Below are 13,313 nucleotides of genomic sequence, written 5' to 3'. Positions count from 1 at the left end.
CGCTCCGCTTTGCCCACCCTACGAGACCTTCGCGCGACGAACCTACGCGCTCTCCGCCATCATCCCCGCAAGCCGCACCAGCTCCGCCTCGAGATCCCGCTCCACATCGGCCGCGCGAATCTCCAGCACGCGATAGTCCCGCGCCTCCAGCCAGGCCCGCCGTCCCGCGCGGTCGGCCGCGATCGCCTCGCCCTCGCCCGGGTTGACCAGCTCGATCGCGATCCGGTGCGGGAAGGAGACGAAGTCCGGGATGTGGCGTCCGACCGGGGTCTGGCGCTTGAACCCACCCGCGAAGCGGCGGTCGCGGGTCAGCGCCTGCCAGAGCAGGCGTTCGGCGTCGGTCGGATTGCGGCGGAGCAGGCGGGCAAGGCCGCGCACGGTCGAGCCGCTGTCGGAGACGCCGCCGCCCTGCCCGTGCTCGGCGAGAAGCGCGCGCAGACGCGTCGCCTGCTCGCCGTCGAGCACGCCGCCCTTGGCCGGGCCCTTGCGCCCCTCCGCGATCGCCATCACCACGCCGTGGAGGGTGTGCATGTCCTGCTTGGTCGGCTCCATCCGGGTGAAGATGTTGCGCAGGTTGACCAGCATGGTGTCGCGCTTCTCGGCCGGGCGCAAAAACTCCACCTTGTCGAGCTCGCGCACGAGGTTGTCGAAGAACGCCTGCATCTGGTGCTGCGAGGCGCGCTCGGAGCGCTCCGGCATGGCGTGCGGCAGCTCGCCCGACGTTATCCGCTTGAACCATTCATAGCCGACCAGCAGCACGGCCTGGGCGAGGTTGAGCGAGGCGAAGCCCGGATTGACCGGGAAGGTGATGATACGGTTGGAGAGCCCGACCTCCTCGTTGGTCAGCCCCCAGCGCTCGCGGCCGAACAGGATACCGGCCTTGCCTCCCGTGGCGATGTGCCCGGATATTTCGGCGGCTGCCGCTTCCGGCCCGACCACGGGCTTGGCCTGGTCGTGGGGGCGCGCGGTGGTGGCGAACAGCAGATCGAGGTCGGCGACCGCCTCCTCCACCGTGCCGAACATTTCGACCTTCTCCAGAATGTGGTCGGCGCCGGCGGCGGCGCGCTGGGCGGCGATATTGGGCCAGCCGTCCCTGGGGTTGACGATGCGCAGGCGGCTCAGGGCAAAATTGCCCATGGCGCGCGCGGCCATGCCGATGTTTTCGCCGAGCTGCGGCTCGACCAGGATCACGATGGGCCCGTCGAGGGAAAGTCCCGCCTTGCTCTTGTCAGTCCCCGACATCTCGCTTCGCTTTCACTCTTGGTCTCAAGGCCTTGGCAAGGCGCTCTCAGGAATTGATTCAAGCCGGCCTTTCAGGCTCGCGTTGGGCCGGCCGGGTTGTCCGCCTGTCGTTTGCCTGTCCTGGCAAAATTCTCAAGGGAAATAACGGGTTGGATTCGACTTTTGAATCTCGCCTGAAACCTCACCCCTGCCCGTTGCGACGCGGCCCGGCGCGCTCCCCATCTGTGGGGGCCGGATCGGCTAAAAGTGCATAATCCCTTGGCTTTCGCCCGTCGCGGTCCGGTGCTAAGAGGCGGCGGATATTCACGTTGGCGCCGACGGCGCCGTTCCCAAGAGGGCTTCCCCGATCATGGCAAAAATCAAGGTATCCAATCCCGTCGTCGAGCTCGATGGCGACGAGATGACCCGGATCATCTGGCAGTACATCAAGGACAAGCTGATCAACCCGTTCCTGGATGTCGAGCTGCTCTATTTCGACCTGGGGATGGAATACCGCGACCACACCAACGATCAGGTCACCATCGACGCGGCCGAGGCCATCAAGAAGGTCGGCGTCGGCGTCAAGTGCGCCACCATCACCCCCGATGAAGCCCGGGTGAAGGAGTTCAACCTCAAGCAGATGTGGAAGTCGCCGAACGGCACCATCCGCAACATCCTCGGCGGCGTGATCTTCCGCGAGCCGATCATCTGCAAGAACGTGCCGCGCCTGGTTCCCGGCTGGACCAAGCCGATCATCATCGGCCGCCACGCCTATGGCGACCAGTACCGCGCCACCGACATCAAGTTCCCGGGCAAGGGCACCCTCTCGATGAAGTTCGTCGGCGAGGACGGCACCGTGATCGAGAAGGAAGTGTTCAAGGCCCCCGGCGCCGGCGTCGCCATGGAGATGTACAATCTCGACGACTCCATCATCGACTTCGCCCGCGCCTCCTTCAACTACGGCCTGCTGCGCGGCTACCCAGTCTACCTGTCGACCAAGAACACGATTCTGAAGGTCTATGACGGCCGCTTCAAGGACATCTTCCAGGACATCTTCGACCGCGAGTTCAAGAAGGAGTTCGACGCCAAGGGCCTGACCTACGAGCACCGCCTGATCGACGACATGGTGGCCTCGGCGCTGAAATGGTCCGGCGGCTATGTCTGGGCCTGTAAGAACTACGACGGCGACGTGCAGTCCGACACGGTCGCGCAGGGCTACGGCTCGCTCGGCCTGATGACCTCGGTGCTGCTCACCCCCGACGGCAAGACCGTTGAGGCCGAAGCCGCCCACGGCACGGTGACCCGGCACTACCGCGAGCACCAGAAGGGCAAGGAGACCTCGACCAACTCCATCGCCTCGATCTTCGCATGGACGCGCGGCCTCGCCCACCGCGCCAAGCTCGACAACAATGCCGAACTCGCCAAGTTCGCCAACACGCTGGAGAAGGTCTGCGTCGACACCGTCGAGGCCGGCTACATGACCAAGGACCTCGCGCTCCTGGTCGGCGCCGACCAGCGCTGGCTCTCGACCACCGGCTTCCTCGACAAGGTCGCCGAGAACCTCGCGAAAGAGCTGGCGGCGTAAGCTCAACTGTCATGCCCCCGGCTTGACCGGGGCATCCAGTACGCCGAGGCTTCTCGGCTGAATTAGTGCTTTCTCTGGAATACTGGGTCGCCCGGTCGAGCCGGGCGACGACACCGGAGGTGGAGTTGGCTGTCCTCAGCTCCTTCGGAAGACGTTGGCCGCTCAGCGGTCCGTGTCTTCCTGCTCCGCCTGCGCCAGCTCCGCCTGCGCGAGATCGCCGGTGTCGGCGAGCCTGGCCTTGGCGGTGGTGTGGACGTGGTCGGCGAGCGTCGGCATGCGCGCGATTAGCGCGTGGAAATCCTGGGCGTCGAGCACCAGCAGGCGCGTCTTGCGGGTCGCCGTCACCGTGCCGCTGCGCTTGGTCTTGTGCAATAGCGCGATCTCGCCGAAGAAAGTGCCGTCGCTGAGCCGCACATGCTGGCTCGGCAGCACGATCTCGACCTCGCCGGCGGTGATGAAATACATCGACGACGCCGCGTCGCCCCGCCGCACCAGGACCTCGCCCTGCTCGACGGTGCGCGCGCGGAGCAGCCGCATGATGTCGGCGATCTCCGCGGCCGACAGATGCGAGAACAGCGGCACCCGCGCCAGCATGCCCCAGGTGACGACGAAGTCGCGCCGCTTCACCTCCTCGGCGAAGGCGGTGGAGATGATCGCGACCGGCAGCGCGATCATGGCGAAGCCGCTGATGATGGCGAAGGTGGAGACGAACTTGCCGAGCGGCGTCACCGGCACGACGTCGCCATAGCCGACGGTGCCGAGCGTCACGATCGCCCACCACATCGCCTGCGGGATGGTGCCGAGCTTGTCCGGCTGCACGTCGCGCTCGATGGCGTAGAGCAGCGAGGCGAAGGTCAAGACCGCGCCGATCAGGATCACGACGCAGCCGACCAGCGCCCGCCGCTCGGCATGCACGGCGGCGAGCAGCGAGCGCATCGCCGGCGAATAGCGGACCAGCTTGAAGAACGGCAGCACGCCGAGCGCCGCCAGCGTCGCGTGCCGGCCGGTGGCCATCACGATGGCCGCAGGCAGGAACGCCATGAGGTCGATGATGCCGAGCGCCGAGAAGGCATAGCCAAGCCGGTCGGACAGCGCGGACCCCTTGCGCTGGGTATGGCCGGCCACGGTCCACATCCGCGCGGCATATTCCAGCGCGAACACGATCACGGACAGGATGGTGATGGCTTCGAACAGCGTGCCGAACCGCGCGTCCAGCTCCGGCACCGAGGCGAGGACCATCGCGATCACATTGAGCACGATGACGCCGATGATGATCTGGATGAAGCGCGACCCGGCCGAATAGGCCAGCGGGTCGTGCTCCAGCAATTCGTAGAGGCGATCCCTCATGTCGGGATCGCGAAGCCCACGTCCTCGCGGAACGGGGCTCATGGCTTCACGCGCCTGCCATCGCTTTTTCGATGGCCGCCAGCGCCTCGGTCGCCTTGGCGCCGTCGGGGCCGCCGGCCTGCGCCATGTCGGGCCGGCCGCCGCCGCCCTTGCCGCCGAGTGCCTCGGAGGCGACGCGCACCAGGTTGACGGCGTTGAAGCGCGCGGTGAGGTCTTGGGTGACGCCGACCACCACACCGGCCTTGCCGTCCTCGGTGACGCCGACGATCGCGACGACGCCGGAGCCGATCTGCTTCTTGCCGTCGTCGGCAAGGCTCTTGAGATCCTTCATCTCGATGCCCTCGACCGCGCGGGCCATCAGCTTGACGTCGCCGACCTCGCGCACGCCCGAAGCCGCGCCATTGCTGCCGGTGGATGCCCCGCCGCCCATCGCCAGCTTCTTGCGCGCATCCGACAGCTCGCGCTCGAGCTTCTTGCGCTCATCCATCAACGCAGCGATGCGCGCCGGCACGTCGTCGAGGGAGGTGCGCAGCTCGTTCGCCGCACTCTTCGCCAGCGCCATGGTGTCGTTGGCATGCCTGCGCGCATAATTGCCGGTCAGCGCCTCGATGCGGCGCACGCCGGACGCGACCGCGCTCTCGCTCGTCAGCGTGATCAGGCCGATGTCGCCGGTGCGCTTGACATGGGTGCCGCCGCAGAGCTCGACCGACCAGCCGAGCGCGTTGGCGCCGCGCTCGCGCGCCGTCCTGCCCATCGAGACGACGCGGACCTCGTCGCCGTATTTCTCGCCGAACAGGGCGCGGGCGCCGGCCTCGCGCGCTTCGTCGACGCCCATCACGCGCGTGGTGACCTCGTCGTTCTCCAGCACCACCTCGTTGGCGATGTCCTCGACACGCGCTAGCTCCTCCGCCGTGATCGGCTTCGGATGCACGAAGTCGAAGCGCAGGCGGTCCGGCGCGACCATCGAGCCGCGCTGGGCGATGTGGTCGCCGAGCACCTGGCGCAGCGCCTCGTGAATGAGATGCGTCGCCGAGTGATGCGCGCGGATCGAGGAGCGGCGCGAATGATCGACCTCGAGCTGCAGCGCGGTGCCGAGCTTCACTTCGCCCTGCTCGACCTTGCCGATATGGACGAAGAAATCGCCGAGCTTCTTCTGCGTGTCGGTGACGCGGAACTTGATGCCGCCCTCGCCCGTCAGCACGCCGGTGTCGCCGACCTGGCCGCCTGACTCCGCGTAGAACGGCGTCTGGTTCAGCACGATCGCGCCCGTCTCGCCGGCCTTCAGGCTGGTGACCTCGGCGCCGTCCTTGACCAGCGCCGACACCACGCCCTCGGCGCTCTCGGTCTCGTAGCCCAGGAATTCGGTGGCCCCGAGCTTCTCGCGCAGCGGGAACCAGATCGCCTCGGAAGCCGCTTCGCCCGAGCCCTTCCAGGACTCGCGCGCCTTGGCCTTCTGGCGCTCCATCGCATCGGTGAACGCGGCCTGGTCGACGCCGATGCCGCGCGATTTCAGCGCGTCCTGCGTCAGGTCGAGCGGGAAGCCGTAGGTGTCGTACAGCGTGAAGGCGACGTCGCCGTCGAACATGTCGCCCTTCTTCAGGCCCGCGCTCTTCTCGTCGAGGATGGCGAGGCCGCGCGAAAGAGTCTTGCGGAAGCGGGTTTCTTCCAGCCGCAGCGTTTCCTCGATCAGATTCTCCGCGCGCATCAGGTCGGGATAGGCCTGGCCCATCTCGCGCACCAGCGCCCAGACCAGCCGATGCATCAGCGGCTCTTTCGCACCCAGCAGCTGCGCATGGCGCATCGCGCGGCGCATGATCCGGCGCAGCACGTAGCCGCGGCCCTCGTTCGAGGGCAGCACGCCGTCCGCGACCAGGAAGGCCGAGGACCGCAGATGGTCGGCGATGACGCGGAACGAGGCGACATTCTGCTCGGTCGGCCCGCTGCCGAGCGCGGACGAGGTCGCGTCGACCAGATGGCGGAACAGGTCCGTCTCGAAAACGCTCTCGACGCCCTGCAGGATGCAGGCCATGCGCTCCAGGCCCATGCCGGTGTCGATCGAGGGACGCGGCAAGCCGACCCGCTCCTCCTTCGTCACCTGCTCGTATTGCATGAACACGAGGTTCCAGAACTCGAGGAAGCGATCGCCGTCCTCCTCAGGCGAGCCCGGCGGCCCGCCCCAGATGTGCTCGCCGCGATCGATGAAGATCTCCGAGCACGGACCGCACGGGCCGGTATCGCCCATCGCCCAGAAATTGTCCGAGGTCGGGATGCGGATGATGCGGTCGTCGGAGAAGCCGGCGATCTTCTTCCACAGGCCCGCCGCCTCGTCGTCTGTGTGGTAGACGGTGACGAGCAGCTTGTCCTTCTTGAGCCCGAACTCCTTGGTGATCAGCTTCCAGGCGAGCTCGATCGCCCGCTCCTTGAAGTAGTCGCCGAAGGAGAAGTTGCCGAGCATCTCGAAGAAGGTGAGATGGCGCGCGGTGTAGCCGACATTGTCGAGGTCGTTGTGCTTGCCGCCGGCGCGCACGCATTTCTGCGAGGTCGTGGCGCGCTGGTAAGGCCGCTTCTCGACGCCGGTGAAGACGTTCTTGAACTGCACCATGCCGGCATTGGTGAACATCAACGTCGGATCGTTGCGCGGCACGAGTGGCGAGGACGCCACGATCTCGTGGCCGTTCTCGGCAAAGAAGTTCAGAAAGGTCGACCTGATCTCGTTGACGCCGCTCATGTTCATCCAATCGGGTGTGCTTGGACCCGCTTCTCGCCATCCAAACCGTAACGTTAAGGCTGATATCTGCGGGCCAAAGCGCTTTTAGACAAGGCCAGCTTCCCTGTCCAGAAACTGTGCAGGCAGATCAGAGGGTTGCCGCATCCGCTCAATTCCCGTTGCAATCCCGTTGATAGGACATGCGGACGCGTTGACAGGCTTGGCCGCCCTGTGGTCTGTACCCATCTGTATCTACGGCCACGTCGGGAGAGACCGGCTTTAGGCAGCCGGCGCCGAAGGAGCAACCGCCCCGGAAACTCTCAGGCAAAAGGACCGCGTGGCTTTGACAGCATCTGGAAAGAGGCGCCGACGGGTCTAGACCCGGACTGCGCCCGCCGACGGGATAATACTCTCAGGCACAGCGACAGATGGGGCTCGACAGGTTGGCCCGGGGAATCGTCCCCGGGGAACCGCCGAGGACCCCTGTGATGCCAGTACCCGACGACCAGAAATCTCTCCGACATACGCCCCTCCACGCCCTGCATGTGTCCCTCGGCGGCAAGATGGTGCCGTTCGCTGGCTATGACATGCCCGTACAGTACCCTGCGGGCGTGCTGAAGGAGCACCTCCATACGCGCGCCGCGGCCGGCCTGTTCGACGTCTCCCATATGGGCCAGATCGCGCTCCGGCCGAAGTCGGGCAAGGTCGAGGACGCCGCCCGCGCGCTGGAGCGGCTGGTGCCGCAGGACATCGTGGCGATCGCGCCCAACCGGCAGCGCTACGCCCAGTTCACCAATAAAGACGGCGGCATCCTCGACGATCTCATGGTCGCCAATTTCGGCGATCACCTGTTCCTGGTCGTCAATGCCGCCTGCAAGGACGCGGACGAGGCGCATCTGCGCGCGAATCTCTCGGGCGACTGCGTCATCGATCCCCTCGCCGACCGTGCCCTGATCGCGCTGCAGGGCCCGAAGGCCGAAACGGTGCTGGCGACATTGTGTGCAACGGCGCCGTCCATGAAGTTCATGGACGCCGGTCCGCATGAGGTCGCCGGCATCAAGTGCTTCGTCTCGCGCTCCGGCTATACCGGCGAGGACGGGTTCGAGATCTCGGCTCCCGCCAGCGATGCCGAACGCCTCGCCAAGATGCTGCTGGACAATCCCGACGTGCTGCCGATCGGCCTCGGCGCCCGCGACAGCCTGCGGCTGGAAGCCGGTCTCTGCCTCTACGGCCACGACATCGACACCGCGACCACGCCGGTCGAGGCCGCCCTGGAATGGTCGGTGCAGAAGAGCCGCCGCAGCGGCGGCGCGCGCGCCGGCGGCTTTCCCGGCGCTGAGAAAATCCTGGCGCATTTCGACAACGGCGCGACCCGCCGCCGCGTCGGCCTGCGTGCCGAGGGCCGTGCGCCGGTGCGCGAGGGCGCGCTGCTTTTTGCCGGCGCCGATGCGGGCGAGCCGATCGGACAAGTCACATCGGGCGGCTTCGGCCCGAGCCTGAATGCGCCGGTGGCAATGGGCTACGTGCCCACCAAGCTGAGCGCGCTCGGCACCAAGCTGTTCGCCGAGGTGCGCGGCCAGCGACTGCCGCTCGCCGTCGCCGCCATGCCCTTCGTGAAAAACACCTACAAACGCTGAGGACTCGAAATGACCACGACGCTGTACACCCCCGACCACGAATGGCTGGCGATCGACGGCGATGTCGCCACCGTCGGCATCACCGACTATGCCCAGCAGCAGCTCGGCGACGTCGTGTTCGTCGAGCTGCCCAAGATCGGCCGCGCGCTGAAGAAGGCGGAAGCCGCAGCCGTGGTGGAATCGGTGAAGGCCGCCTCCGACGTCTATGCGCCTGTGACCGGCGAGGTGCTCGAGACCAATGCCGAGCTCGCTTCCGAGCCGGCGCTGGTGAATTCGGACGCGCAAGGCAAGGCCTGGTTCTTCAAGATCAAGATCGCCGACAAAAGCGAGCTCGGCGGCCTCATGGACGAAGCCGCCTACACGGCCCACACGGCGTGACGATATGAGCCGAGCCCTCTCAACATACTCACTGTCATGCCCCGCGAAGGCGGGGCATCCAGTAAACGCAGCCGCTTCGGCTAGAGCCGAGAGGCCGCGGCGTACTGGATCGCCCGCCCCTGTGCGCAATTGCGCACTAGGCGGGCGATGACAGCAACTCCTAGCGAGGACCCAATGATGACCGCGCACCGCAAGACCAACGGCGACACCGCCGCCAGTTTCGTTCGCCGCCATATCGGCCCCTCGGCGCGCGACGTCACCGCCATGCTCGAAACCGTCAGCGCCAAGAGCGTCGACGCCCTGATGGCGGAAACGCTGCCGGCCTCGATCCGGCAGGCCGCCCCGCTCGATCTCGGCAAGCCGCTCAGCGAGACCGAAGCGATCGCGCATATGGCCGAGCTGGCGCGACAGAACCAGGTCTTCACCTCGCTGATCGGCCAGGGCTATTCCGGCACGATCCTGCCCGCGGTGATCCAGCGCAACATTCTGGAAAATCCGGCCTGGTACACCGCCTACACGCCCTACCAGCCCGAGATCAGCCAGGGCCGGCTGGAAGCGCTGCTCAACTTCCAGACCATGATCTGCGACCTCACCGGGCTCGATGTCGCCAACGCCTCGCTGCTCGACGAAGCGACCGCGGCGGCCGAAGCCATGGCGCTGGCGGAGCGGCACTCGCAGGTCAAGGCAAAGGCGTTCTTCGTCGACAAGGACGTGCACCCGCAGACGCTGGCGGTGATGCGCACCCGCGCCGAGCCGCTCGGCTGGAGCCTGATCGTCGGCGATCCCCTCACCGATCTCGACAAGGCGGACGTGCTCGGCGCGCTGCTGCAATATCCGGGCTCCTCGGGCGCATTGCGCGACCTCAGGCCCGCGATATCGGCGCTGAAGGCCAAGGGCGCGCTCGCGATTCTCGCCGCCGATCTCTTGGCACTGACGCTGATCGCCTCGCCCGGCGAGCTCGGGGCCGACATCGCAATCGGCTCGGCGCAGCGTTTTGGCGTGCCGATGGGCTATGGCGGACCGCACGCGGCCTATATGGCGGTGCGCGATGCGCTGAAGCGCTCGCTGCCCGGCCGCATCGTCGGCCTCTCCGTGGATTCGCGCGGGGCACCGGCCTATCGCCTCGCGCTGCAGACCCGCGAGCAGCACATCCGCCGCGAGAAGGCGACCTCCAACATCTGTACCGCCCAGGTGCTGCTCGCCGTGATCGCCTCGATGTACGCGGTCTATCACGGCCCCGAGGGCCTCTCGCAGATCGCGCGCAACGTGCACCGCCGTGCCGCCGTGCTGGCGAGCGGTCTGCGCAAGCTCGGCTTTGCGCCGCAGTCGGAGGCCTTCTTCGACACGGTGAGCGTCGATGCCGGCGCCAGGCGCGCCGAGATCGTCGCGCGCGCGGCCGCCGAGAAGATCAATCTCGGCGTCGGTGAAACCGCCTTGCGCATCGCGCTCGACGAGACCACCACGCCGGCGACGGTCGAAGCGGTCTGGCGCGCCTTCGGCGGCACGCTTGCCTACGCCGAGATCGACGCGACCACGCGCGAGGCGCTGCCGGAGGCGCTGAAGCGCACCACCGCTTTCCTCACCCATCCGGTCTTCCATGCGCATCGCTCCGAGACCGAGATGCTGCGCTACATGCGCAAGCTCAGCGATCGCGACCTCGCGCTCGACCGCGCCATGATCCCGCTCGGCTCCTGCACCATGAAGCTGAACGCGACCACCGAAATGATGCCGCTGACCTGGCCGGAATTCGCGACGCTGCACCCGTTCGTGCCGCGCGAGCAGGCGAGCGGCTATCACGCGCTGTTCGCGCGGCTGGAGAAGTGGCTGTGCGACATCACCGGCTATGACGCGATCTCGCTGCAGCCGAACTCGGGCGCGCAAGGCGAATATGCCGGGCTTTTGGCGATCCGCGGTTACCATGCCGCGCGCGGAGAGACGCACCGCAAGATCTGCCTGATCCCCTCCTCCGCCCACGGCACCAACCCGGCTTCGGCTGCGATGGTTGGCATGGACGTGGTGGTTGTGTCTTGCGAGAAGAACGGCGACGTCGACGTCAATGACTTGCGCGCCAAGGCCGAGAAGCATTCCAAGGATCTCGCCGCGGTCATGATCACCTATCCCTCGACCCATGGCGTGTTCGAGGAGCATATCCGCGAGATCTGCGACATCGTCCACGCCCATGGCGGCCAGGTGTATCTGGACGGCGCCAACCTCAACGCGCAGGTCGGCCTCTCCAGGCCCGGCGATTACGGCGCCGATGTCAGCCATCTCAATCTACACAAGACCTTCTGCATCCCGCATGGCGGCGGCGGCCCCGGCATGGGCCCGATCGGCGTGAAGGCCCATCTTGCGCCGTTCCTGCCCGGCCATCCCGCGACGAATGCTGAAGCGCCTGTCGGCCCGGTCTCGGCCGCGCCGTTCGGCTCGGCGTCGATCCTGACCATCTCCTACATCTACATCCTGATGATGGGCGGCGAAGGCCTGAAGCGCGCCACCGAGATCGCGATCCTCAACGCCAACTACATCGCAGCGCGCCTCGATCCGCACTTCCCGGTGCTCTACAAGAACGCCAAGGGCCGTGTCGCCCATGAGTGCATCGTCGATCCCCGCCCGCTGAAGGCGACATCAGGCGTCACCGTGGACGACATCGCAAAGCGCCTGATCGATTACGGCTTCCACGCCCCGACCATGAGCTTCCCGGTGCCGGGCACGCTGATGATCGAGCCGACCGAGTCGGAATCGAAGGCCGAGCTGGACCGCTTCTGCGATGCCATGATCGCGATCCGCAAGGAGATCGCCGAGGTCGAGGCCGGCCGCTTCAAGATCGAAGCCTCGCCCTTGCGTCACGCCCCGCACACCGTGCACGACATCGCGGATGACGATTGGAAGCGCGCCTACACCCGCGCTGAAGGCTGCTTCCCCCAGGGCGTCTCGCGCACCGACAAATACTGGAGCCCGGTGGGCCGCGTCGACAACGTCTACGGCGACCGCAACCTGGTGTGCTCCTGCCCGCCGGTGAGCGACTACGCGCAAGCCGCGGAGTAAGCTTCGTAGGGTGGGCAAAGCGCAAGCGTGCCCACCACCTTTGTATGCGGTGAAAGATGGTGGGCACGGCGCTTACGCGCCTTTGCCCACCCTACGATCTACGATCCCGGCATCACAAAATGATCCGGTATGTCTTCTACCACAAAACGAAACGGGCACTGACGACGTCGGCAACTCAACGTCTTCAGCGCCCGCTCCTCGCGAAAAACCTGGTTGTTTAAGATTTACTCGTCCGTCGGCTCCTCGCCGTCGGCGTCGCGCTCGGGCGTGCCGGCCAGGATCTGCTCGGCGATCAGGCCGGAGTTCTGGCGGATCGCGGTTTCGATCTTGGCGGTAATGTCGGGGTTGGCCTTCAAGAACGCTTTCGAGTTCTCGCGGCCCTGGCCGAGGCGCTGGCTGTCATAGGAGAACCAGGCGCCCGATTTCTCGACGATGCCGGCCTTGACGCCGAGGTCGAGGATCTCGCCCATCTTGGAGACGCCCTCGCCGTACATGATGTCGAACTCGACCTGCTTGAACGGGGGCGCCAGCTTGTTCTTGACCACCTTGACGCGCGTGGTGTTGCCGACCACTTCGTCGCGCTCCTTGATCGCGCCGATGCGGCGGATGTCGAGGCGGACGGAGGCGTAGAATTTCAGCGCGTTGCCGCCGGTGGTGGTCTCGGGCGAGCCGTACATCACACCGATCTTCATGCGGATCTGGTTGATGAAGATGACCATGGTGTTGGACTTGTTGATCGAGGCCGTGAGCTTGCGCAGCGCCTGGCTCATCAGACGGGCCTGCAGGCCCGGCAGCGCATCGCCCATCTCGCCTTCGAGCTCGGCCTTCGGCACCAGCGCCGCGACCGAATCGATCACCAGCACGTCCACCGCACCGGAGCGCACCAGCGTGTCGCAGATCTCCAGCGCCTGCTCGCCGGTGTCGGGCTGCGAGATCAGGAGCTCGTCGATGTTGACGCCGAGCTTGCGGGCATAGACCGGGTCGAGCGCGTGCTCGGCGTCGATGAAGGCGCAGATGCCGCCCTTCTTCTGTGCTTCAGCGACCGTATGCAGCGCCAGCGTGGTCTTGCCCGAGGATTCCGGCCCGTAGATCTCGACGATGCGCCCCTTTGGCAGGCCGCCGATGCCAAGCGCAATATCGAGCCCGAGCGAGCCCGACGACACCGCCTCGATGTCCATGGACCGGTCGTTCTTGCCGAGCTTCATCACCGAGCCCTTGCCAAACTGGCGCTCGATCTGGGAGAGCGCGGCGGCCAGAGCTTTACTCTTGTCCATGGAAGATCCTTCGACGATACGCAGGGCAGTGGCGGACATTGGGTCGTGCTCCTTATGGCGAGGATTCGCGTGAGGGACAAACAGTTGCGAGGCGGCGCGGCGATAAAAGCAATGTACCC

8 protein-coding genes and 1 riboswitch are annotated in these 13,313 nt (G+C 66.3%); of the genes, 4 read left to right on the top strand and 4 right to left on the bottom strand.

Annotation, left to right across the window (positions count from 1 at the left end; all coding sequences use genetic code 11):
- Nucleotides 1–42: 42 nt before the first annotated feature.
- Nucleotides 43–1,242, bottom strand: coding sequence for a TrmJ/YjtD family RNA methyltransferase (locus E4K64_RS08190; RefSeq protein ID WP_135163069.1), 1,200 nt, complete (start codon nt 1,240–1,242; stop codon nt 43–45).
- A 349-nt stretch (nt 1,243–1,591) separates the two neighbouring features.
- Between E4K64_RS08190 and E4K64_RS08185 the strand changes: the two genes are divergently transcribed.
- Nucleotides 1,592–2,806 carry an NADP-dependent isocitrate dehydrogenase gene (locus E4K64_RS08185; protein WP_135163068.1) on the top strand — a complete coding sequence of 405 codons (1,215 nt, stop codon included), beginning with the start codon at nt 1,592–1,594 and terminating at the stop codon, nt 2,804–2,806.
- A gap of 162 nt (nt 2,807–2,968) precedes the next feature.
- Here E4K64_RS08185 and E4K64_RS08180 read toward each other — a convergent pair whose 3' ends face one another.
- The gene (locus E4K64_RS08180) at nt 2,969–4,195 is read right to left on the bottom strand and encodes a cyclic nucleotide-gated ion channel (protein WP_135163067.1); all 1,227 of its coding nucleotides are present in this window, start codon (nt 4,193–4,195) and stop codon (nt 2,969–2,971) included.
- Nucleotides 4,196–4,199: 4 nt separating this feature from the next.
- Nucleotides 4,200–6,881, bottom strand: coding sequence for an alanine--tRNA ligase (alaS, locus tag E4K64_RS08175; RefSeq protein WP_167771881.1), 2,682 nt, complete (start codon nt 6,879–6,881; stop codon nt 4,200–4,202).
- Between the two features lie 233 nt (nt 6,882–7,114).
- Nucleotides 7,115–7,205: riboswitch (glycine riboswitch) on the top strand.
- 143 nt (nt 7,206–7,348) lie between these two features.
- Between alaS and gcvT the strand changes: the two genes are divergently transcribed.
- The 3 genes from gcvT (at nt 7,349) to gcvP (ending at nt 11,920) form a co-directional block, all read left to right on the top strand.
- On the top strand, nt 7,349–8,497 hold the full coding sequence (gene gcvT, locus E4K64_RS08170; protein ID WP_135163065.1) for a glycine cleavage system aminomethyltransferase GcvT: 1,149 nt from the start codon (nt 7,349–7,351) through the stop codon (nt 8,495–8,497).
- 9 nt (nt 8,498–8,506) lie between these two features.
- Nucleotides 8,507–8,875 carry a glycine cleavage system protein GcvH gene (gene gcvH, locus E4K64_RS08165; protein ID WP_135163064.1) on the top strand — a complete coding sequence of 123 codons (369 nt, stop codon included), beginning with the start codon at nt 8,507–8,509 and terminating at the stop codon, nt 8,873–8,875.
- Between the two features lie 177 nt (nt 8,876–9,052).
- Nucleotides 9,053–11,920, top strand: a complete 2,868-nt coding sequence (gcvP, locus tag E4K64_RS08160) for an aminomethyl-transferring glycine dehydrogenase (protein WP_167771915.1) — start codon at nt 9,053–9,055, stop codon at nt 11,918–11,920.
- Between the two features lie 224 nt (nt 11,921–12,144).
- Here the strand turns inward: gcvP and recA are convergent, their stop codons facing one another.
- A complete protein-coding gene (gene recA / locus E4K64_RS08155) occupies nt 12,145–13,233 on the bottom strand; it encodes a recombinase RecA (protein ID WP_126260835.1) in 1,089 nt (362 codons plus the stop codon).
- Nucleotides 13,234–13,313: the final 80 nt, after the last annotated feature.

Origin of the sequence: Bradyrhizobium frederickii (assembly GCF_004570865.1) — a bacterium.
GTDB classification, from domain to species: Bacteria; Pseudomonadota; Alphaproteobacteria; order Rhizobiales; family Xanthobacteraceae; genus Bradyrhizobium; species Bradyrhizobium frederickii.
The sequence above is the reverse complement of the archived record's forward strand: the minus strand, read 5'-3'. Positions and strand labels throughout refer to the sequence as shown.